Genomic DNA, 21,683 nt, shown 5'->3' on the forward strand with positions numbered 1-21,683 from the left:
GTTGCGGCCAAGAGGGGAATGCACTGCACGCAAGGACGATGCGCCACATCGCCCGACCCGACACCCCTTTGCACACCTTGTTGGCGCCAGCTTGGCGCCCATGCCCGCACGCACCGGCTTGTCGCCTGGAAAAACCCATACCCCACTAAGGAAAAAGTATGACCATGCAACGCCGTCACTTTCTGATGACCCCTCCGGCCCTGGCACTGGGCGCCGCCACTGCCACGGCCCCCATCGCCACCCTGGCCGCTCCCACCATCATGACCCCGCAGTCGCGCATCCTGCCCCGCACGGGCAAGGGCCCGCGCATTGTGATCTGCGGCGGCGGCTGGGGCGGCATGACCGCCGCCCGGTATCTGCGCGAGCTGATTCCCAACTCCGACGTGGTGCTGCTGGAGCGCAACCCCACGTTCTGGTCCGGCCCCATGAGCAACAAGTGGCTGATCGACATCGTGAACACCGATTTTGTGAACCGCGACATGCTGCACCCGGCCAACAAGTACGGCTACCAGTTGCTGCAAACCGAAGTCACCGGCTTCGAGCGCGACAAAAAGCTAGTGCGCACAGCCCACGGCCTGATTGAGTACGACTACCTGATCCTGTCCGGCGGCATCCGCAACGATTACGAGGCCTGGTTTGGCAACGACCAAAAAGCCATCGACTACACGCGCAAGCACTTTCCCAACGCCTACATTCCCAACCAGGAAATGTTCGCGCTCAAGCAAAAGGTGAAGAACTTCAAGGGCGGCACCCTGGTCATGACCCTGCCGCCGCCGCCGCACCGCTGCCCGCCCTCGCCCTACGAGCGCGCCTGCCTGATCGCCTGGCACATCAAGAAAAACAAGATTCCGGGCAAGATCCTCATCCTCGACCCCAAGCCAAAAATCGCCCCCATCGGCGTGGGCTACAAGCAGGCGTTTGAAGAGCTGTACCCGGACATCATCACCCACGTGCCCAATGCCCGGGTGCAAGAGCTCGATCCGTTCAAGAAAAAGATCAAGACCGCCGCCGGTGAGTTTGACTTTGACGATGCCATCCTCATGCCCCCGCACCAGGCCGCCGAAATGGTCTGGGCGGCCGACCTGATCGGCAAAACCCCCGAGGGCAAGCCCACCGGCTGGGCCGACATGGACGTGCGCTACTTCACCGCCAAGGGCGATGACCGCGTGTACTTCGTCGGTGACCTGATGGGGGCCATCTCCGACCAGTTTGGCCACTACCCAAAGAGCGCCCACGTGGCCAACTACATTGGCCGCATCGTCGCCAAGAACATCGCCCAGCGCGTGGCCGGCCAAGAGGTCACCCCGCTGCTGCCCGACAACCTGTGCTACATGATGGTCAATGGCGACCCGCAGGAAGAAATCTCGGTCAAGTTCGAGTACGAAGTCGATCCCACCGGCAAGGTCATCCAGACGCAAATCGACATGGATGTGCGCACGCCCGATCTGGTCAAGGAAGACTTTGCCTGGATCAACAGCCGCTTCAGCGACTTCTTGGGCATCTAAGCCCTACCCAACATTGCAAACGACATGACACCTGCCTCCCCCCGCCTTACCCGCCGCGTGGTGGTTGGTGCCGTTGCCACGCTGGCCTTGCCCAGCGTGGCGCTGGCCCAAACACCGCCCACCAATCCCCCCCTGGTGGGCCCGTTGGCCCCCGATCCAGTGGCTTTTAAAAAGGCTCTCAGCACATTCACCGGCAGCGCCACGCCCCAGGCCGAAGGGCTGCAGCTGGACATCCCCGTGCTGGCCGACAACCCCAGCGCCGTGCCCATCAAGGCCAAGGTGACCCTGCCCATCACCGAGCACGATTGGTGCGAAGAGCTGATCGTGCTGGCCGAACTCAACCCCATCCCGCTGGCCTGCCGCATCCGCTTCACCGCCGAGACGGGCAGCGCCGAGGCGGCCGTGCGCATTCGCCTAAGCCAGTCCCAGGCCGTCCACGTCCTGGCCCGCATGAAAAGCGGCAAGCTACTGGCGGGCAAGCAAACCATCACTGTGGCCGCCAGCGGCTGCGGCATGTAAGGAGCCCACCCATATGAGCATGAAGCAACCGCCCCGCGTCTGGGTCAGCAACGAAAACCCCCAGGCAGGCGACATTCTGCGTGTGCGCGCGCAAATCGAGCACCCCATGGAAACCGGGCTGCGAACCGACCCGGCCACGGGCCAGATCCGCCCGCGCCACATCCTGAACCACTTTGAAGCCAAGCTGGACGAGGCGCTGCTCTTTGTCTGGGACCCAGGCACCTCGATTGCCCAAAACCCCTACATCGAATTCACTTTCAAAGCCCGCCGCAGTGGCCGCTTGCAGCTGCTCTGGAGGGACGACCAGGGCGCCACCTTATCCGCCACCAAAACCATTACGGTCCGTTAGTTTCAGAGGAGCCTGCCGCATGCGCTTGCCCCCGCTTTTGCACCGCCGCCACATTCTGCTGGCCAGCACCGCTGCCATCGCCCTGGCCGCCTGCGGCAAACGCCCGCCCCAGGCCCAGGCCTTGCCGGCCGAGGCCAGCGTGCTGGCCCTGGGCGACTCGCTCACCCAAGGGGTCGGTGCCAAGGCCGATGAGGCCTGGCCCAGCTTGCTGGCCGAACGCACCGGCTGGGACGTGATCAACGCCGGCATTTCGGGCGATACCAGCGCCCAGGCGTTGGAACGCCTGCCCGATTTGCTGCAGGAGCACGCCCCTGCCCTGGTGGTGGTCAGCATTGGCGGCAACGATTTTTTGCGCCAGATGAGCGCCGAGACCGCCCAAGCCAACATCCGCCGCATCTGCCAGCAGGCCAAGGACAGCGGTGCCCAGGTGCTACTGGTGGCCGTGCCGCAGTTTTCTTTGCTGGCCGCTGGCACGGGGCGCTTAAGCGACCACCCGCTGTACACCGCCCTGGCCAAAGAGCTGCAGCTGCCCCTGCTGGAAGGGGCCTGGGCCGAGGTGCTGTCCAACCCGGCGCTGCGCTCTGACCAAGTGCATGGCAACGCGGCCGGTTATGCCCTGTTTACCCAGCAGTTGTTTGATTTTGTACGCCAGCAGGGGTGGCACGGGTAATTTCACGGGCAACTGGCTTGCCCTGGAGCGTCACAGCGCGGTCATAGAGGCTGGTTATCATTGCCTGCGGCAAGTAAAAAATTAGCTTTAACTCCCTTATCGCAAAAGGACCTGAGACTCATGACAACACCCTTTGTCACCTGGGAAGGCACGTACGCCTTGGGCATGGTTGAGATTGATGAACAGCACCGCACGCTGTTTGAAATCATGAACAAGATGTGGCAAGCCATTGTGCGCAATGAAGAAGTAAGTGCCATGGTCGAAATTTTGCATTCGCTGGAGTTGTACGCCGTGCAGCACTTCACGGAAGAAGAGCTCTTCATGGCCAGCTTTCATTACCCGCACTTTGACAAGCACATCCTCTTGCACCAGCATTTCATTCAAAAAATCACCGATGAAAAAGAGCGGGTGACCAAAGGGGGCAAACCCAGCTTGGATTTACTGCATTTTTTACGGGACTGGCTGCTCAACCACATCCTGATTCAGGACAAGCACTACGCGGATTACTTCGAGAAGCAGCAGCAACAGAAAAACAATAAACCATCGTTGCTGAAGAATTTTTTTAAGCGATTTGGCCAAGTCGCTTAATGCCTGCCACACCCTATCCCCAACCCCCCCGCAGCCCCCGTGGCCCCCGTTGGCTGCTCATCACCGCCGCCCTGCTGGGCTGCACCGGTGTCGGCTTGGCCGCTTACACCAGCCACGGCCTGGGCTTTATCGCCGACCCTGTAGCACGGGAGGCCGCCCGTGCCACTTTGCAGCAGGCGGTGCAGCAGCAGTTGCTCCATGCCGTCGTGCTGCTGGCCCTGGGCATTTGGGCGCGGCAAGGGCGCAGTCGCTGGCTGCACCTGTCCGCCCTGCTGCTCACCCTGGGGGTGCTGCTGTTCAGTGGGCTGATTTATCTGCGCATCTTCACCGGGCTAGAAGCCTTGCGCCCCTTGGTGCCCTGGGGCGGCACCAGCCTGATGCTGGGCTGGCTGGCGATTGGCGCGGCTGCGCTGGATGGTCGCCAAGTGCGTTAGTGCGTTAGTAGCCCGCGTTCTGAGAAGACAGGCATAGCCGATTACGGTCAGCGCAGGAAAATTGTGGGAATCGTGCTCGATAGAATGATTTTGCGCACTTTTCCCCAACGCCCGCAGCGCAACGCGGTTCAAAACGGAAAGGTGAGTTTCGATACTATCTATTCAGGAGCATCCCCCATGCGCAAATCGTGGTTTAAACCCCTTTTGGCTACCGCAGTGACCGTATTTTCTTTTGGTGTTGCTAGTGTTGCCCAGGCACAGGCCCCGCTGAAAATGGCCTATGCCTTGTCCCAAAGCTCGCACTATGGCGCAGGCGGTGATGCGTTTGCCAAGTCCCTGGAGGCCTCCAGCCAGGGCAAATTCAAAGTCCAGCAATTTGCCAACAGCGCCCTGGGCGGCGAGCGCGAGGTGATTGAGGGCCTGCAACTGGGCACCATCGACCTGGCCATTTTGTCCACCGGTGCCACGCTCAACTTTGTGCCGCAAACCGGCGTGTTTGATGTGCCATTTCTGATGCGCGACCTGGCCCACGCCCGCAAGGTGCTCGATGGCCAAATCGGGCAGGCCATGCTGGCCGAATTTTCCAAGCGCGGCCTGGTGGCCCTGGCTTGGGGCGAGCAAGGCTTTCGCCACCTGACCAACAGCAAGCGCCCAGTGGTCAGCGCCGCCGATGCCAAGGGCTTGAAAATCCGCACCACGGAAAACCAGGTCCACATCACCGCCTTCCGCCAGATTGGCATCTTGCCCACCCCCATGGCCTGGCCTGAAGTCGCCACCGCGCTGCAACAAGGCACGATTGATGGGCAAGAAAACCCGCTGTCGGTGATTACCTCGGCCAAGTTGTCGCAACTGCAAAAATACCTGTCGCTGACCGGCCACGTCTATGCGCCGGCGGTGATCATGGTCTCGCCCATGGTGTACGAAGGGCTGTCAGCGGCCGACAAAAAAGCCTTTAAAGAAGCGGGCATCCAGGCCGCCCAGGCCATGCGCGACTTTGTCGATAACGTCGAGAAAAACGGCGTTGAACAACTCAAGAGCGAGGGCATGGAAGTGGTCACCAATGTGGACCGCAAGAGCTTTGAAGAGGCCGTCGCCCCGGTGTACCCCGAGTACGCGAAAAAGTTCGGCAAAGAGCTGCTCGACGGCATTAAAAACACCCAGTAAGCCTGCGCTGCTGAGCTAAAAAACCGGGCCGCAGCGCAAGCCAGCCCGGTTTTCTTGTTGGCGGGGCCGCAATGGCCGCAATAGCCGCAATGGCCGCCGTAGAAAGGACAGACAAATGACGTGGTTGCGCTGTGCGGATGCCGCACTGTTTAAATTGGTTTCCCTGCTGGCGCAGTTGTTTTTGCTGGCCGCTGTGCTGGTGGGCTTTTGGCAAGTGGTGACGCGCTTCATGCTGGAGTCGCCCGCTGACTGGAGCGAGATCACCACCCGCGCCCTGCTCATCTGGGCCGTGCTGTTGGGCGTGGCGCTGGCGTTTCGCCACGGGGCCATGCTGGGGGTGGATTTTTTGCGCACCCTGCTGGCCGCCCCGGCCCAGCGCGTGCTGGCCTGGGTGGTGGGGGTGATTTGCATGGGCTTTTTGGGCATGCTGGCCTGGGTGGGTGGGCAAATGGTCTGGCGCGTGCGCTTTCAAACGCTGCCCAGCCTGGAGATTTCGATCTCCTGGGTGTACCTGGCCATCCCCGTCGGGGCCAGCCTGGCCGCGATTGCCGTGCTGGCCCGCTTGCTCGACCGGGCGGCGGTTACCGAGCTGCGCAACGATGCCCAAGGCTAAGCACAAGGAAGCCCTGCCATGTCCCACGTGATGATTCTTTCGATGCTGGTGTTTTTCGGCCTGACGGTGCCCATTGCCATCTCCATTGGCCTGGCGGCCATGGGGGGCGTGGCCATTGCCGGGCTGCCCTGGCTGGTGATTGCCCAGCAAATGTATGCCGCGCTGGACAAATTCCCGCTGGCCGCCATCCCGTTCTTTATCCTGGCCGGTAATCTGATGGAGGCCGGTGGCATCTCCGAGCGGCTGGTGGACTTTGCCAAAAGCCTGGTCGGCGGCGTGCAAGGCGGGCTGGCCATGGCCTGCGTGATCACCTGCATGATTTTTGCCGCCGTGGCCGGCTCCAGCGTGGCCACCACCTTTGCCGTGGGGGCGATTTTGATTCCGGCCATGGTGCGCCATGGTTACCCGGCCCCGTTTGCCGCCTCGCTGCAGGCCACGGCGGCCGAGCTGGGGGTGATCATTCCGCCGTCGATTCCCATGATCTTGTTCGCCGTCTCTACCGACACCTCGACCGGCGAGCTGTTCATCGCCGGGGTGCTGCCCGGCATACTGATTGCCGCTGCGCTGATGGCCTATGTCTGGTTCTACGCCCGCCGCCATGGCTATGGCCTGCAAGACGGGCAGCAGCGCCTGGCGGTGTGGCCCTCGCTGCGCCGGGCGTGGCTGGCGCTGCTGATGCCGGTGATTATCTTGGGCGGTATTTACGGCGGCGTGTTCACCCCGACCGAGGCCTCGGTCGTGGCTGTGGTGTACGCCCTGGTGGTGGGCATGCTGGTGTACCGGCGCATCAGCGTGCGCGGCTTGTCGGTCACGCTGCACCGCTCGGCCATTTCCACGGCGGCCATCATGTTCATCATTGCCAATGCCGGGGTGTTCGGCTTTTTGCTCAACCGCGCCGGGGTGCCCGATGCCCTGGGCCACTGGCTGGCTGAAATTTTCACCAACCGCACCAGTTTTTTACTCGGGGTGAACGCCGCCTTGTTTTTGATTGGCATGTTCATCGAAACCTCGGCGGCCATCGTGGTGCTGGCCCCTTTGCTCTTGCCGGTTGCGGTGGGCTTTGGGGTTGATCCGGTGCACTTTGGCGTGGTCATGGTCATCAACCTGGCCCTGGGCATGATTACCCCGCCCTTTGGCGTAAACCTGTTTGCCGCCGGTTCGATTGCCAAGCTGTCGCTGGAGCACCTGATTCGCCCGCTGCTGCCATTTGTGGCCGTAGTGCTGGCTTGCCTGATGGTGATTACCTATGTGCCGGACATCAGCCTGTGGCTGCGAGACGTGGTGTACCGTTAAAAATAGCACTTCCCGCTTGTATTTATTTGATTTTCAATTGATTAATCATTGAAAACAACAAAATACGTGCGGTAAGTGCTATCGATATTAAATGCTGCCAGGCTGGAGCGCCTGCCAGCCCCCTGAGCACCCATTGCGGGTGCCCGGCCTGCTTAGCTGAAAAAGCGCTTCAACTTGTCCGTCCAACTCTCGCCGGTGGGCGAGTGGCGCGAGCCGCCTTTTTTCAGCGACTCTTCCAGCTCGCGCATCAGCTTGCGCTGGTACTCGGTGAGCTTGACCGGGGTTTCCACCACGATGTGGCAGTACAAATCACCGGGGTAGCTGGCCCGCACGCCCTTGATGCCCTTGCCGCGCAGGCGAAACTGCTTGCCCGCCTGGGTGCCTTCGGGGATGTCAATGGCGGCTTTGCCGGCCAGCGTGGGCACTTCGATTTCGCCGCCCAAGGCTGCGGTGATAAAACTCACCGGCACCTGGCAGTGCAGGTCGTCGCCATCGCGCTCGAAAATATCGTGCGGCTTGATGCGAATCTCAATGTACAGATCGCCCGCCGGGCCACCATTGACCCCCGGCTCGCCATTGCCGCTGCTGCGAATGCGCATGCCGCTGTCGATACCGGCGGGAATTTTCACCTCCAGCGTTTTCTGCTTCTTGATCTTGCCCTGGCCATGGCAGCTGGTGCAGGGCTCGGGGATGATCTTGCCCGTGCCCCGGCAGTGCGGGCAGGTTTGCTGCACGCTGAAAAAGCCTTGGCGCATCTGCACCGAGCCATTACCGCCGCAGGTGCCGCAGGTTTTGGGCTGGGTGCCGGGTTTGGCACCGCTGCCGTGGCAGGTGTCGCAGGTGTCCCAGCTGGGGATGCGAATTTCGGTCGATTTGCCCTTGGCCGCCTCTTCCAGCGTGATTTCCATGGCGTACGACAGGTCGTTGCCCCGGTACATTTGTCGCCCGCCCCGGCCACCAGCGCCACGCTGGCCACCGAACATATCGCCAAAAATATCGCCAAAAGCTTCGGCAAAGCCGCCAAACCCTTCCGCGCCTGGGCCACCGCGCATGTTCGGGTCCACGCCCGCGTGGCCGTACTGGTCGTAGGCCGCGCGTTTTTGGCTGTCGGAGAGCATTTCGTAGGCCTCTTTGACCTCTTTGAACTTCTCCTCCGCCTCTTTGGCTTTGTCCCCCTGGTTGCGGTCCGGGTGGTACTTCATGGCCAGCTTGCGGTAGGCCTTTTTAATTTCGTCGTCCGAGGCGGTTTTGGCTACACCCAGGATTTCGTAAAAATCGCGTTTAGACATTAATAAGCACCCAATAAAAAAGACAAACGCCGCGCAAGTCCTTTACCCAAAGAAAAAGGGGCAAAGGGCAGCGCGGCGGACAGCGGTCAGGTCTGCCGCTGCATGGGGGATTACTTCTTCACTTCCTTGACTTCGGCATCCACGATGTCGTCATCGTTTGCCCCGGCCGCTTGCTGCTGGGGCTGGGCCGCGCCTTCCGCACCGGCAGCAGCGCCTCCGGCGGCAGCCGCTTCGGCCTGCGCCTGGGCATAGACTTTTTCGCCCAGCTTTTGGCTGGCCGTCATCAGCGCCGTGGTTTTGGCTTCGATGGCATCTTTGTCCTCGCCCTTCAGCGTTTCTTGCAGCTCTTTGATAGCAGCTTCAATGGCTTCTTTCTCGGCCGCTTCCAGCTTGTCACCGTGCTCACCCAGGCTCTTTTGCACGCTGTGCACCGCCGCCTCACCCTGGTTGCGGGCCTGAATCAGTTCCAGCTTTTTCTTGTCTTCGGCCGCGTTGATTTCTGCGTCCTTGACCATTTGCTGGATTTCTTCTTCCGACAGACCCGAGTTGGCCTTGATGGTGATCTTGTTTTCTTTGCCCGTGCCTTTGTCCTTAGCGCTGACGTGCAAGATGCCGTTGGCGTCGATGTCAAAAGCCACCTCGATCTGCGGCACACCACGCGGTGCGGCCGGGATGCCTTCCAGGTTGAACTCGCCCAGGGCCTTGTTGCCCGAGGCCATCTCGCGCTCGCCCTGGAAGACCTTGATGGTCACGGCCGGTTGGTTGTCGTCGGCCGTGGAGAAGGTCTGGGCAAACCGGGTCGGGATGGTGGTGTTCTTGGTGATCATCTTGGTCATGACACCGCCCAGGGTTTCAATGCCCAGGGACAGCGGGGTCACATCCAGCAGCAGCACGTCGGAGCGGTCACCGGCCAGCACCTGGCCTTGCACCGCAGCGCCCACGGCCACGGCTTCGTCGGGGTTCACGTCCTTGCGTGGTTCGCGGCCAAAGAACTCTTTGACCTTGTCCTGCACCTTGGGCATGCGGGTCATGCCGCCAACCAAAATCACGTCCTGAATGTCGGACACGCTCAGGCCCGCATCCTTGATGGCGGTGCGGCAGGGCGCAATGGTGCGCTCGATCAGGTCATCAACCAGGCTTTCCAGCTTGGCGCGCGTGAGCTTCAGGCTCAAGTGCTTGGGGCCCGACGCATCGGCCGTGATGTAGGGCAGGTTGATGTCGGTCTGGGTGGAGTTGGACAGCTCAATCTTGGCTTTTTCAGCGGCTTCCTTCAGGCGCTGCAGGGCCAGCACGTCCTTGGACAGGTCCACGCCTTGCTCTTTTTTGAACTCGCCAATGATGTAGTCGATGATGCGCTGGTCAAAGTCTTCACCGCCCAAGAAGGTGTCGCCGTTGGTGGCCAGCACTTCAAACTGCTTTTCGCCGTCCACATCGGCAATTTCGATGATGGACACGTCAAACGTGCCGCCGCCCAAGTCGTACACGGCAATCTTGCGGTCGCCCTTGCCTGCTTTGTCCAGACCAAAAGCCAGGGCCGCCGCGGTGGGTTCGTTGATGATGCGCTTGACTTCCAGGCCAGCGATGCGGCCAGCATCCTTGGTGGCTTGGCGCTGGGCATCGTTGAAGTAGGCGGGCACGGTGATCACGGCCTCGGTCACTTCTTCGCCCAGGAAGTCCTCGGCGGTTTTCTTCATTTTGCGCAGCACTTCAGCCGAAATTTGCGGCGGTGCCAGCTTTTGGTCGCGCACTTGCACCCAGGCATCGCCGTTGTCGGCCTTGATGATTTGGAAGGGGGCCAAGTCCAGGTCTTTCTGAACTTCTTTTTCGTCAAACTTGCGGCCAATCAAACGCTTGGACGCAAAGATGGTGTTGCGCGGGTTGGTCACGGCTTGGCGCTTGGCCGAAGCACCGACCAAAATTTCACCGTCTTCCTGGTAAGCGATGATCGACGGCGTGGTGCGGGCACCCTCGCTGTTTTCAATCACGCGGGTGGTGTTGCCTTCCATGATGGCCACGCAGCTGTTGGTGGTGCCCAGGTCGATACCGATAATTTTTGCCATTTTGAATAGCTCCCAAAAAAGAATGTTGGTTTAGTTGGCCTGTAACTAGGGCTTAACCCCGTAGTTTCAAGCCATTGAAAAAAGAATAAGAACTTGGCCCTGACTGGCCAGGGCCGTTGATTTACTTGGCGGCGGCCACCGTGACCAACGCCGGGCGCAGGACGCGGTCAAAAATCAGATAGCCTTTTTGCAGCACGGTGACAATGGTGTTGGCCTCTTGTTCGGCTGGCACCACGCTGATGGCTTGGTGTTGGTGCGGATCAAACTTCTCCCCCACAGCAGGGTTGATGACCACCACCTTATTGCGCTCCAGTGCCTGCAGCAATTGGCGCAAAGTGGCGGCACTGCCCTCATGCAGTTGCTCGGCGGTGGCATTTTGCAGGGCCAAAGCAGCATCCAAGCTATCGCACACTGGCAGCAGGCTTTCGGCAAAGCTTTCAATGCCAAATTTGCGCGCCTTGGCCACTTCTTCTTCGGAACGGCGGCGCATGTTTTCCGTATCGGCTTTGGCTCGCAAGAACTGGTCGGCCAAATCGGCATTTTTGGCTTTGAGCTCGGCCAGCTCGGTCTGCAAGCGCTGCATTTCGTCGGCCATATGGCCTGCCATGGCGGCTTCCAGCTCTTCGGGGCTGGCATCGGCCGGGGCAGTAAAGAGGGGCGAGGTGGTTTGAGGATCGGTCATGGGATTTACAAAAACATCAAAAAACAAGAAGGGCGAAAACCTTATCCGCCCAGCTAAGGGCCAACGCGCCAATTTCAAGAGCAGCTCAATAACTTCTGCGCATAAACGCAATCGGCGCTACAATCTTTGGCTTTGCCTTGCCCCACTGCTACTTTTTGGCGCAGCAGGGGGCTTTACCCAAAGGGAGTTGTTATGCGTCATTACGAAATCATTTTGTTGATCCACCCGGATCAAAGCGAACAGGTTCCAGCCATGCTGGAGCGCTACAAGGGCATGATCACCCAAGGTGGTGGCAAAGTGCACCGCGAAGAAGATTGGGGCCGCCGCCAACTGGCTTACCTGATCAACAAGCTGGCCAAAGCCCACTACATCTGCCTGAACATCGAAGCCGACCAGGCCGTGATGGCCGAGCTGGAACACGCTTTCAAATTCAACGACGCTGTGCTGCGCAGCCTGATCGTGCAGAAGAAAAAGGCCGACACCGCCCCTTCTTCCATGATGAAAACCGTTGAGCGCGAAGAAGCCCGCAAAGCTTCCCAAGCCGCCGCCGCTGCTGAGCAAGCTTAAATTCCCGGTTCGTTTGGTCTGGAGGTGGAAAACCAGCTGGTACTGAGCGCCCAAATCCAAGCCTGCGCCCCCTTGCGTTTTACGCCAGCCGGTGTCGCCGCCTTGGATGTCCGACTAGAGCACGCTTCTGAGCAAATCGAAGCGGGCAGTCCACGCAAAGTACACGCCAGCATCAAAGCCGTTGCCTTTGGCGACTTGGCCTACAAACTGGCACGGCAAGCGCCGCAAAGCTGCTGGCGGTTTCAAGGCTTTTTAGCCACGCCGCGCAACAGTAAAACGGTGGTTTTTCATATCCAGGATATGCAACAAAATTAATTTTCAAAGAGGTCCAGCAATGGCCACGTTCAAGAAATTCAACAAAGACAAGCGCCCCAAGCGCAACACCCAGTCGCTGCTGTTCAAGCGCAAGCGCTTCTGCCGTTTCACCGTTGCCGGTGTCGAAGAAATTGACTACAAAGATGTGGACACCCTGCGTGACTTCATCGCTGAAAACGGCAAGATCATTCCTGCCCGTTTGACCGGTACCCGCGCCATTTACCAGCGCCAGCTGAACACCGCCATCAAACGCGCCCGTGTTCTGGCCCTGCTGCCGTACACCGACCAGCACAAGATCTAAGGAGTCGCCCTCATGCAAATCATCCTGCTCGAAAAAGTGCTGAACCTGGGTAACCTGGGCGATATCGTCAAGGTCAAGGACGGCTACGCCCGCAACTTCCTGATCCCCACTGGCAAAGCCCGCCGCGCTACCGAAGCTGCCAAAGCAGAATTCGACGCCAAACGCGCTGAACTGGAAAAGCAAGCCGCTGAAAAGCTGGCAGCCGCCCAGGCCGAAGGCGAAAAGCTGAGCGGTCACACCGTCAAGCTGTCGCAAAAAGCCGGTGTCGATGGCCGCCTGTTTGGCTCCGTCACCAACGCCGACATCGCTGAAGCACTGACCAAAGCTGGCTTCACTGTGGCCAAAGCACAAGTGCGCATGCCCAACGGCCCGATCAAAACCGTCTCCGCCACTGCTGTGGACGTGGCTTTGCACACCGATGTGGTGGTCGAAGTGAACGTGGAAGTGACCGGCGAACAAGCCTAAGCGGCAAACCCTTGCTGCCCCAAAAAGCCGCCTTATATAAGGCGGCTTTTTTGTGCGCAGCCTTCAGCGCGGCGGTGCGCTGCTGGATTGCGCCCCCAGCCAGGCTTGAAACACCGCCTGCAAACCATCCGCCTGGGCCCCACCCAGCGCGTGCAGCTGCGCCAAGGCGGCCACACTGGCCTCAAAGCTGGACAGCTGGTGCGCCTGCTGCGCTTTGCGAATGCGGTACTGGGAGGCGGGCAAATCCACCAACGGCAAACGCGGCAAGGCTTGCAGCAGCGGGTTCAGGTAGAGCATCTTGCGGCTTTTGCGCCATGTGCCATCAAGCACGACCAAACGCAACTGCTGCAGCTGAGCGGCCTGCACCCACAGCGCAGGCAAGGCCGGGGGCGCGTGCAGTGGCAATTGCGGATCGGGGGCACTGGGTGGGTACAGCAAAACGCTGCGCTTATCGGCGGCAGCCAACCACTGCGCCAGCTGGGCCGGGGCAAAGCACTCCCCCACTTCGAGTCGGCTGCCTGGCAGGCACAAATGCAGCAGCCGGGCGGTGTTTTTGGCGTGACCATGCTCCAAGGGGTGCTGCAAGATCAGCAACTCAACACCACAAGCCACCGGCTGCACCAAGGGACAAAAGCAATGGCTGCAGGGACGCAGGCAGCGGGGGCAATTAAAACGTTTTTTCATAGCTGTAAGCGCTTGCCATATAAGGGTTAAAGCCTCTTTTAATTCGTATTTACAGCAGGGCGCACGGCTCGCGCTATGCTTGCACCCTATTTTCCCCGGTTCTCGGGTGACCGATTTCCCTCTTTCTCCCTGACTGCCTTTGCATCATGCCTGTGATTACCGCCCAGTTGGACATGGCCCAGCCCTTACACCCCGGCTGTGCCCGCTTGCAAGCCCAATTTGGCCCACCCGCCCAGGTATGGGTGGCCCATACCGCCGACGAGTTGCTGAGCGTATTGGCCCAGGTGGAGGCTGCCGCCCGGGCCGGTGCCTGGTGCCTGGGGGCCGTTGCCTACGAGGCTGCCGCCGCCTTGGAAGCCGATTTGCCCACCCAGCCCGCCAACACCGCGCTGGCCTGGTTTGCCCAGTTTGCCGCCCCGGTGCCGCAGACGGCCAGCGCTGAGGCCTCCGCCTGGGCCACCCCCTTGCACTGGAATGCCGGACAGACATCCACGGCATTTGCCGCCACCTTGGCGCAAATTCATGCTGATATTGCGGCGGGGCGCTATTACCAGCTCAACCTCACCCAGACGTACCACGGCACCAGCCCCCACACCATCGACCGCCACGCCTTGTTTGCCGCGCTGCAGCAGGCGCAGCCGGGCGGCTTCAGCATTTTTTTGGACATGGGGCAGGAGGCGCTGCTGTCGGTTTCCCCCGAATTATTTTTTGACTGGCACCAGCCCGCCCAGGGCAGCGGCAGCATTCTCACCCGCCCCATGAAAGGCACCGCCGCCCGGGGCACCACCCCGGCACACGACGCGGCCCAGGCCGAGCACCTGCGCAGCAGCGCCAAAGAGCGGGCCGAGAACGTGATGATTGTCGATTTGCTGCGCAACGACCTGGGCCGCATCGCGCAAATCGGCAGCGTCAGCGTGCCTGCGCTGTTTGAGCTGCAGGCGTTGCCCAGCGTCTGGCAAATGACTTCGGATGTGCGGGCCCAACTGCCCCAGGGCACCGCGTTGAAAACGATTTTTCAGGCGCTGTTTCCCTGCGGCTCCATCACCGGTGCGCCCAAGCGCAGCAGCATGGCCGCCATTGCCGCGCTGGAGAGCGAAGCGCGCGGCTGGTATTGCGGCGCTGCAGGCGTGGTGCGCAGCGACGGCGCGGGTGGCGTGCGCGCCACCTTCAACGTGCCCATTCGCACGCTGGTGGTGCAAGGTGCCAGCACCGTGCGCTGCGGCATTGGCAGCGGCATCACCGCCGATGCCCACGCCGCCAGCGAATGGCGCGAATGGGCCGCCAAACGGGCATTTTTTGAAAGGGTGAGCATGCCATTTGCCATTTTGGAAACCCTGGCTTTGGATGGCGGCCAGCTGCGCCACCAGGACTTGCACCTGGAGCGCATGGCCAGCGCTGCAGCGCATTTTGCCTATCCCTGGGATGGGCACGCCGCCCACAGCGCCCTGGCCCAACTGGCCCAACAACACCCCCACGGGCTATGGCGCTGCCGCCTGCAACTGCACGCCAATGGGCAGGTAGAGGCGCAGGCCTTTGCCTGCCCGCCCGCGCCAGCGCACATCACCTTGCAGTGGGCCAGCGCAGCTTTGGCGCAAGCGCACAGCGAATTTGTACGCTTTAAAACCACCCGCCGCGCCCATTACGAGGCGCTGGCCCCGGCCGCCGACAGCGGCATTTTTGACAGCGTGCTCTTTAACGAAGCGGGCGAAATCACCGAATGCACGCGCGGCAACATCGCCGCCCAACTGGCCGATGGCCGCTGGGTCACGCCGCCCCTGGCCTGCGGCCTGCTCCCCGGCATTGGCCGCGCTGTGGCGCTGCAGCAAGGGCGGGTGGTGGAGGCAGTGATTCGGCTGGAGGATGCACCCCAGGTGCGGGCCTGGGCTTTTATCAACAGCCTGCGCGGCTGGATCCCGGCGCAGCTATCAAAACCGCACCCCTAGCCGCAGGTAGTACGCCGCTCCGTTAAAACCAAAGGGCGCGTACTGGGAATAAGCAATGGGTTTGCCAACGCCAATAATGGGGTCGGTGGTCTGACCCCACTGGCTTGGCCGGGTATTGAGCAGATTGGTGCCGCCCACGGTCAGCGTGGTGTTTTTGCTCAGGCGGTAGCTCAGCTGGGCATCCAGCGTCCACTGGGCGGCAAAGCCCACCTTGTCGCTCCCGTAGGTGCTGGCGTAGCTGCCGAAGTAATTGAGGTTGAAGGTCAGGTCGTACTGCGCGGTGCTGTAGCGGCTCCACAGCTTGGCGCTGTGCCTGGGCTGGCCCGCTTCCAGGGTGACGCGCGCGTATGGGTCCAGCACCAGATCGGTCATATCCACCCCCAGCACCGAAGGGGCTGCGTTCACGCCGGTAATGCGGGTGGCCGCGTAGCTGTAGGCTGCCCGCAGATGCCAGCGCCGACCAGGGGCCAGGTCGTGCTGGTAGTCCAGGCGCAGATCGACACCGTGGGTGCGAGTGCGTACGGCGTTGGTGAAGTAAGTGGCACCCTCCACCCCGTACTGCTGCAAGATCGCCTGGGCTTGGGGGCTGAGCTGCGCCAGGCTCGATTTGGCAATGTAGCTGGTGGGCATGATGCGATCGTCAATCTCGGTGACAAAGCCATCCATGCTGGCCGTCAGCTGCGGGCTGGGTTGCCAGACCGTGCCGAAGGTGAGGTGCTGGGATTTTTCCGGCTTTAAATCCTGGGCCCCCAGAGCGCGGGCCACCGGGTGGCTAACCCCGTAGTGGCCGTACTGCAAGAGGGCGCTGCCATCAAGCACCGTCGAGGTGGAGGTGAAGCCGGTCTGGGTCAGCGAAGGGGCGCGAAACCCGGTACTCAAGCCACCGCGCAGCAGCCATTGGGGCGTGGGCTGATAGCGCACGGCCAGTTTGCCATTCAAGGTAGGGCCAAAGTCGCTGTAATGCTCGGCCCGCAGGGCACCCAACACAGTCCACTGAGGGTGCAGGGCGTACTTGGCATCCAGGTACACAGCATGGCTGTCGCGCTGGGCGTGGGTGGCGTTGTCCGGGCTGAAGCCACCAAACCCCTGGGCCCCGGCGTACCAGGGTGAATCGGGCCCCAGGGTGTACGAGGCGGGCTCGCCCGCACGGATGCGGTAATCGGCACGGCGGTATTCGTAGCCCCCCGCCAGGCTGTGTGGGCCGAAGTTGTGCTGCACATCGGCGTTGAGGGTGTGCTGAACAAACGCCGTGCTGCCACTGTCAAACCGAGTGGGCGAGTCAGCGCCCAAAGAGCGGTTGAGCGAGTTGCGTACAAAAAACCGGTAGTCGTTCATGCCTGCGGTGTAGGCCAAGCTCCAAGGGCTGCCGCTGGCCAAAATGCCTTTGACCCCGAAGGAAGCGGACAAATCCGTAATGCGCGGCGCAATCTGCGGCAAAAAGCCCTGGGGGTAGATGCTGGGCAGATTTTTATCGCTGTCGGCATTACGGAAAAACGCTCCGGCCCTGCTGTGGCGGCGGCTCAGATGGCCATGGCTGAACAGTGTGGTGTCGCCCTGCGGCAACTCGGCGTTCCAGGCCAGTTGGCCGTCTTGGGTATCGGCATCGCCAAAGTGCAGTCGGGTCTGCCCATCCGCATCAGGCCGGGCCCGGTTGCTGCTGCCCCGGTCGCGCAGCTCGGCAGTGATATTGAAAAAACCATCGCTCGCCAAGGCCGTGCTGTGAAACAGGCTGGCCTGGCGCTGAATGCCATCGCCCTGGGTGGTGCGGCCCCAGCCCAGCAGCGCCTGGTTGGTCTGGCCATAGCCTTTGAGCACGATGTTGATGATGCCGGCAATCGCATCCGAGCCGTATTGCGCTGCCGCGCCATCGCGCAGCACTTCCACCCGCTCCACCGCCAGCAGGGGGATGGTGTTCAAGTCCACGCTGGAGCTGCCCCGGCCAATCGTGCTGTTGGTGTGCAGCAGCGAGCTTTGGTGCAACCGCTTGCCATTGACCAGCACCAGCACCTGGTCGGGGCTGAGGGAGCGCAGGGTAAACGGCGGGGCATGGTCAGTGCCATCCGCAATCGAGGGGCGGGGGTGGTTGAATCCGGGCACCAAAGCGGCCAGGGCGTAGGCCAGGCCCATTTCGCCCACCGACAGCAATTGCTCGGTGGTGTACACATCGGTGGGCACGATGGCGTGCAGGGCGGTATGCGCCCCATCGCGCGTGCCAACATCCGCTTGCAGGGGCACTTGAACACGCACCAGCTCCTCCAGCGGCAGGTCGTACAGGGTCTGGCCAGCGACAACGGGCTCGGCCTGGGCCCTAGGCAGGCCCAGTACAACCAGCGACAGGAGGCACAAAAATAGCTTCATGGCGAATCTTTTCGAAGCACCGTTGCAATCGACAACAACGGGGCAGCAATGCGCAGTCCGGAGGCCAGGGCCGCGTCGTAATTAATTTTGATCTGGACGTTCTGCGCCACCCGGGTCATTTGGATGATGCCACCTTGCTCGGCAAAGCCTTTGGCATCGCTGACCGTCAAGATGTGGGCACGGTGCGCGTAGGCGATGGCCGCCTGACGCTCAGCGACCGTGGGCAGGGCGATAAACAGCAGATCGGGCGGTTGTGGGCCCAGTGCGGCCACACTGTCGGCCTGGGTAATGCGCACGGGCCGCCCATGGATAAGCTTGTCGGCATACAGCGCCTGCAGCTGCTGGCCAAAGGGATTGGGGCCGACGACAGCCATCTCAAAAACCTCGCGCTGCGACCCTTCGAGCCATTGCACGTAACTGGCAAAACGCCCCAAAAAGACGGCTTGCAGCTGCAGCTGCGCTTCGTTGGCATAGGCTGCAGGGCTGGCACTGCACAGGCACATTGCCAACAGCACGCCGTGCCACCAGCGCCGCAGCGTGGCCAGGCCGAGCACTAGGCGGCCCCCTCGGTATGGGCAACTACCCGATTACGCCCCGCTTGCTTGGCGCAATAGAGGGCTTGATCAGCCGCTTCAACCAACTGCATCATGGCTTCAGGGGTGGTGATGCTGGCTTGTACTCCCAGGCTAACGGTAACGCGCAGGGTGGCCCCCTGGGGGGTGGTAAATACCTGCTCGGCAACTACCGTGCGGATGCGCTCGGCCACTTGCACCGCCGTGGGCACATCGGTATCGGCGCAAAGCACCAAAAACTCCTCCCCGCCAAAACGGGCCGCAATGTCGTCAGTGCGAATGCTGGCCTGCAGCCGGTGGGCCACTTGCTGCAAGATCAAGTCGCCCACCGGGTGACCATAGGTGTCATTGACCAGCTTGAAGTGGTCCACATCCAGCAAGATCACGCCCAGCGGGGTTTGGTTGCGCTCGGACTGGGCGGCCAAGGTCTGCATGGTTTCAAGCGCAAAGCGGCGGTTGGCCAGGCCCGTCAAAGGGTCGGTGGTGGCCAGGTGGCTAAGCTTTTCATCGCGCACGCGCACCTCGCGCAGCATGGCGTTAAAGCCCTGGTAAAGCTCGCCAAATTCGTCGGTACGGTCGGTGTGCAGCGTGGTGCTGTAGTCCTTGCTGCTGCCGATGTGGCGCATGCCCTGCACCAGTTGCGTAATGGGTTGGGTGAAAATCAATTGCAAGCGCCAGGACAGCAGCAGCAGGCCGGCAAAAATCAACACGGTCACACCGATTTGCAGCACCATGTATCGCCGCATCTTGGTGTACATGGCCTGGTTATCGGACAGCACGGCCAAACGACCAACGGGACTGCCCTCTAACTCAATGGGGTAGATGACGTAGTGAAACTCCCGATCCATGTGCTGCTGCAGGGCCGAGGGCTGCAGCAGCAGTTTGTGCCAGCGCGTGGCACGGTCGGCCGAGATGCTGGCCGCCTGGTACTGGGCCAGCACGCTGCCGCGCTCATCCAGCGCCACGGCGTACTGAATGTGGGGGTCGGCCTGCAAGGAGTGCAAGATTTTCTGGGCGCTGTGGCCATCGCGAAAGGCCAGGGCAGCGCGCATGTTTTCGCTGGTCACGGCCGCCACCTGGCGCAAAGTGCGCAGCGAGGCCTGTTGCTCGGCAACAAAGGTGGTGTACAGCGCCACGGCCGAGGAGATGAGCAACCCTACCCCCAAACTGACGCCCAGCAGCACCAGAAGTTTGTAGCGGATGGAGAGTCGGTTGAACATCAGGTGGGACGATGCCGCCAAGTTGTTTCTAAATGCTGCACTATAGCGAAGCGGCAAGACAAAAAATCAGGGATGAACCAGAAACCCTCACTGCTGCTGCGCCGGACGGGTGAACGCTTAAAACTCCAGGTTGTCAATCAAGCGCGTGCTGCCCAGCCGGGCTGCGCCCAGGGCGACCAGCGGGGTGTCGGCCAGTTGCTCTGCGGCTGGGCTTTGCAGGCTGTCGCGCAGGCGCACCGTCAGGTAGTCGGTCTGCCAGCCCAGGGCATTGAGGGCTTGGGTGGTTTGCGCCTCCAGCACCGGCAGGGGCTGCTGGCCTTGGCGGGCCGCTTGCGCCAGGCTGTGCAGGGCGGCGGACAGGGCGCGGGCTTGCTCCAGCTGCTCGGCGCTTAAGTAGCCGTTGCGTGAACTCAGGGCTAAACCGCCTTCAGCGCGGGCGATTTCGGCCCCGACGATGGTGATCGGCAACGCCAGCTGCTGCACCATGCGTTCAATGACCAGGCGCTGCTGGTAGTCCTTTTTGCCAAACACCGCCGTGCCGCCGCCGGTGGTGCCAAACACGGCATTAAACAGTTTGAGCACCACGGTGCAGACCCCGGTGAAAAAGCCAGGGCGAAAGTGCCCTTCCAAAATGTCGGCCAGCGCCGGGTCGGGGTGGACGGTGAACGTCTGCGGCTGGGGGTACAGATCGCTTTCTTTGGGGGCGAAAACGATGTCGCAGCCTTGGGCCTCTAATTGCGCACAATCGGCCTGCAGCGTGCGTGGGTAGCTATCAAAATCTTCATGCGGTAAAAACTGCAGGCGATTGACAAAGATGCTGGCCACCAGCACTTCGCCCAAGGGTTTGGCTTGGCGCACCAGGGCCATGTGCCCCGCGTGCAAATTGCCCATGGTGGGCACAAAGGCGGGGCGGCCACGCCCAGCCAGGGCGCTGCGCAGATCGGCAATGGTATGAACGACTTGCATGATTCAATGGCAATAAAAAGCGTAAACAAAAAGCTTAAACAATGAGCTTGCCGCGCAGATAAAGAAAGGGTTTCAGCCTTGATGGGCCTTGAAACGCTTTATTTCAAAGCGGTAACAGCTATTGATAAAGAGTGGATCAAGCGGTGGTCAAGACGTGATTTACCAGGCGTGCAGCGTGTTGTCCGGAAAGCTGCCGTCCTTTACCGCGCGCACGTAAGCGGCCATGGCCTCTTTGATGCTGCCGGTCTCCTGCATGAAGTTGCGCACAAATTTGGGCATCTTGCCCAGGTTCATGCCCAGCATGTCGTGCAGCACCAGCACCTGGCCGGCGGTGCCGTTGCCCGCGCCAATGCCGATGGTGTGGCAGTGCGGCAGCTCCTCGGTGAGGCGGGCCGACAGCTCGGCCGGCACCATCTCCAGCACCAGCATGGACGCGCCCATGTCTTGCAGCTGCAGCGCATGGCGGCGCAATTGGGCCGCGCCTTCATCGCCCCGGCCCTGCACGCGGTAGCCGCCCAGGGCATGCACGGTTTGCGGGGTCAGGCCCAGGTGGGCGCACACGGGGATGCCGCGCTCCACCAAAAAACGCACGATCGGGGCGGTCCAGCCACCGCCCTCCAGTTTGACCATGTGCGCCCCGGCCTGCATCAGCACCGTGGCGCTGCGCATGGCCTGTTCGGCCGATTCTTGGTAGCTGCCGTAGGGCAAGTCGGCCACCACCCAGGCGGTACCCTGGGCGCGGCGCAGTCCCCGGGCCACGCTGGCGGTGTGGTAGGCCATCGTCTCCAGGCTCACGCCCACGGTGCTGGGCAGGCCCTGGCAGACCATGCCCAGCGAATCGCCCACCAAAATCGTCTCCACCCCGGCCGCATCGGCCACGGCGGCAAAGGTGGCATCGTAGGCGGTGAGCATGGTGATTTTTTCCCCGGCCGCACGCAGCTGCGCCAGGCGCGGCAGGCTGATGGGCTTGCGCTGGGGCAAGGGGGAGGCGGGCGGAATGGTGCCGTAAGGGGTGCCAGCAGCGGCGGTATCAGCGGACATGGGAAAGTTCTCTCTTGGAGGGGCTGCAAAAAGAAAAGCCGCAAGTCTATGCCCATGCACCGCCTTGTGCCAACACGGGTGTGGA

General features: G+C 61.6%; 23 protein-coding genes. 14 read left to right on the plus strand and 9 right to left on the minus strand.

Translation table 11 applies throughout. The features are described from left to right. The first annotated feature begins 164 nt into the window (after positions 1 to 164). The 9 genes from J1777_RS05700 (at position 165) to J1777_RS05740 (ending at position 7,135) form a co-directional block, all read left to right on the plus strand. Positions 165 to 1,505 (plus strand): FAD-dependent oxidoreductase, encoded by a 1,341-nt coding sequence (locus J1777_RS05700; protein ID WP_207574922.1) that lies wholly within the window; start codon positions 165 to 167, stop codon positions 1,503 to 1,505. Positions 1,506 to 1,529: 24 nt separating this feature from the next. Then, on the plus strand, positions 1,530 to 2,024 hold the full coding sequence (locus J1777_RS05705) for a thiosulfate oxidation carrier protein SoxY (protein ID WP_207574853.1): 495 nt from the start codon (positions 1,530 to 1,532) through the stop codon (positions 2,022 to 2,024). Positions 2,025 to 2,037: 13 nt separating this feature from the next. Then, on the plus strand, positions 2,038 to 2,373 hold the full coding sequence (gene soxZ / locus J1777_RS05710) for a thiosulfate oxidation carrier complex protein SoxZ (RefSeq protein WP_377736747.1): 336 nt from the start codon (positions 2,038 to 2,040) through the stop codon (positions 2,371 to 2,373). A 19-nt stretch (positions 2,374 to 2,392) separates the two neighbouring features. Then, positions 2,393 to 3,043 carry a GDSL-type esterase/lipase family protein gene (locus tag J1777_RS05715; RefSeq protein ID WP_207574854.1) on the plus strand — a complete coding sequence of 217 codons (651 nt, stop codon included), beginning with the start codon at positions 2,393 to 2,395 and terminating at the stop codon, positions 3,041 to 3,043. 120 nt (positions 3,044 to 3,163) lie between these two features. Beyond that, entirely contained in the window at positions 3,164 to 3,631 is a 468-nt protein-coding gene (locus tag J1777_RS05720) for a bacteriohemerythrin (RefSeq protein WP_207574855.1), read from the plus strand. Beyond that, positions 3,631 to 4,065 (plus strand): DUF423 domain-containing protein, encoded by a 435-nt coding sequence (locus J1777_RS05725; RefSeq protein ID WP_207574856.1) that lies wholly within the window; start codon positions 3,631 to 3,633, stop codon positions 4,063 to 4,065. The genes J1777_RS05720 and J1777_RS05725 overlap by 1 nt, the downstream gene beginning before the upstream one ends. 177 nt (positions 4,066 to 4,242) lie before the next feature. Further along, a complete protein-coding gene (locus J1777_RS05730) occupies positions 4,243 to 5,229 on the plus strand; it encodes a TRAP transporter substrate-binding protein (RefSeq protein WP_207574857.1) in 987 nt (328 codons plus the stop codon). A gap of 115 nt (positions 5,230 to 5,344) precedes the next feature. Continuing rightward, complete coding sequence (locus J1777_RS05735; RefSeq protein ID WP_207574858.1) at positions 5,345 to 5,842, plus strand: TRAP transporter small permease; 498 nt, start codon at positions 5,345 to 5,347, stop codon at positions 5,840 to 5,842. An 18-nt stretch (positions 5,843 to 5,860) separates the two neighbouring features. Beyond that, entirely contained in the window at positions 5,861 to 7,135 is a 1,275-nt protein-coding gene (locus J1777_RS05740) for a TRAP transporter large permease (RefSeq protein ID WP_207574859.1), read from the plus strand. A 152-nt stretch (positions 7,136 to 7,287) separates the two neighbouring features. Here J1777_RS05740 and dnaJ read toward each other — a convergent pair whose 3' ends face one another. The 3 genes from dnaJ to grpE form a co-directional block, all read right to left on the minus strand. After that, positions 7,288 to 8,424: a molecular chaperone DnaJ gene (gene dnaJ, locus J1777_RS05745; protein ID WP_207574860.1), complete on the minus strand. Its 1,137-nt coding sequence runs from the start codon at positions 8,422 to 8,424 to the stop codon at positions 7,288 to 7,290. Between the two features lie 110 nt (positions 8,425 to 8,534). Then, a complete protein-coding gene (dnaK, locus tag J1777_RS05750) occupies positions 8,535 to 10,484 on the minus strand; it encodes a molecular chaperone DnaK (protein WP_207574861.1) in 1,950 nt (649 codons plus the stop codon). A gap of 121 nt (positions 10,485 to 10,605) precedes the next feature. Beyond that, positions 10,606 to 11,166, minus strand: a complete 561-nt coding sequence (grpE, locus tag J1777_RS05755) for a nucleotide exchange factor GrpE (protein ID WP_207574862.1) — start codon at positions 11,164 to 11,166, stop codon at positions 10,606 to 10,608. Between the two features lie 192 nt (positions 11,167 to 11,358). On the opposite strand from grpE, the gene rpsF reads away from it, so the two are divergent. Genes rpsF through rplI form a run of 4 tightly spaced genes read left to right on the plus strand, consistent with a single transcriptional unit; the run spans position 11,359 to position 12,814 of the window. Further along, positions 11,359 to 11,733 (plus strand): 30S ribosomal protein S6, encoded by a 375-nt coding sequence (rpsF, locus tag J1777_RS05760; protein ID WP_207574863.1) that lies wholly within the window; start codon positions 11,359 to 11,361, stop codon positions 11,731 to 11,733. A 24-nt stretch (positions 11,734 to 11,757) separates the two neighbouring features. After that, a complete protein-coding gene (gene priB / locus J1777_RS05765; RefSeq protein WP_207574864.1) occupies positions 11,758 to 12,048 on the plus strand; it encodes a primosomal replication protein N in 291 nt (96 codons plus the stop codon). Between the two features lie 19 nt (positions 12,049 to 12,067). Then, positions 12,068 to 12,349 carry a 30S ribosomal protein S18 gene (gene rpsR / locus J1777_RS05770; RefSeq protein ID WP_207574865.1) on the plus strand — a complete coding sequence of 94 codons (282 nt, stop codon included), beginning with the start codon at positions 12,068 to 12,070 and terminating at the stop codon, positions 12,347 to 12,349. Positions 12,350 to 12,361: 12 nt separating this feature from the next. Then, positions 12,362 to 12,814, plus strand: a complete 453-nt coding sequence (gene rplI, locus J1777_RS05775; RefSeq protein WP_207574866.1) for a 50S ribosomal protein L9 — start codon at positions 12,362 to 12,364, stop codon at positions 12,812 to 12,814. 63 nt (positions 12,815 to 12,877) lie between these two features. On the opposite strand, the gene J1777_RS05780 is transcribed toward rplI, so the two are convergent. Next, entirely contained in the window at positions 12,878 to 13,498 is a 621-nt protein-coding gene (locus J1777_RS05780; RefSeq protein WP_207574867.1) for a tRNA-uridine aminocarboxypropyltransferase, read from the minus strand. 146 nt (positions 13,499 to 13,644) lie between these two features. Between J1777_RS05780 and J1777_RS05785 the strand changes: the two genes are divergently transcribed. Further along, positions 13,645 to 15,441 (plus strand): bifunctional chorismate-binding protein/class IV aminotransferase, encoded by a 1,797-nt coding sequence (locus tag J1777_RS05785; protein ID WP_207574868.1) that lies wholly within the window; start codon positions 13,645 to 13,647, stop codon positions 15,439 to 15,441. Here J1777_RS05785 and J1777_RS05790 read toward each other — a convergent pair. From J1777_RS05790 to panB, 5 genes are all read right to left on the minus strand, one after another. After that, positions 15,424 to 17,799, minus strand: coding sequence for a TonB-dependent receptor plug domain-containing protein (locus J1777_RS05790; RefSeq protein ID WP_207574869.1), 2,376 nt, complete (start codon positions 17,797 to 17,799; stop codon positions 15,424 to 15,426). The two genes, J1777_RS05785 and J1777_RS05790, sit on opposite strands and share 18 nt — an antisense overlap. After that, the gene (locus J1777_RS05795) at positions 17,796 to 18,353 is read right to left on the minus strand and encodes a YfiR/HmsC family protein (protein ID WP_207574870.1); all 558 of its coding nucleotides are present in this window, start codon (positions 18,351 to 18,353) and stop codon (positions 17,796 to 17,798) included. The genes J1777_RS05790 and J1777_RS05795 overlap by 4 nt, the downstream gene beginning before the upstream one ends. Continuing rightward, on the minus strand, positions 18,353 to 19,612 hold the full coding sequence (locus J1777_RS05800; RefSeq protein ID WP_207574871.1) for a GGDEF domain-containing protein: 1,260 nt from the start codon (positions 19,610 to 19,612) through the stop codon (positions 18,353 to 18,355). The genes J1777_RS05795 and J1777_RS05800 overlap by 1 nt, the downstream gene beginning before the upstream one ends. Before the next feature lie 96 nt (positions 19,613 to 19,708). After that, the gene (gene panC / locus J1777_RS05805) at positions 19,709 to 20,557 is read right to left on the minus strand and encodes a pantoate--beta-alanine ligase (RefSeq protein WP_207574872.1); all 849 of its coding nucleotides are present in this window, start codon (positions 20,555 to 20,557) and stop codon (positions 19,709 to 19,711) included. A gap of 159 nt (positions 20,558 to 20,716) precedes the next feature. Further along, positions 20,717 to 21,598, minus strand: a complete 882-nt coding sequence (gene panB / locus J1777_RS05810; RefSeq protein ID WP_207574873.1) for a 3-methyl-2-oxobutanoate hydroxymethyltransferase — start codon at positions 21,596 to 21,598, stop codon at positions 20,717 to 20,719. Positions 21,599 to 21,683 lie beyond the last annotated feature (85 nt).

It is taken from the genome of Comamonas denitrificans (assembly GCF_017368815.1).
In the GTDB taxonomy this organism is placed as follows: domain Bacteria; phylum Pseudomonadota; class Gammaproteobacteria; order Burkholderiales; family Burkholderiaceae_C; genus Comamonas; species Comamonas denitrificans.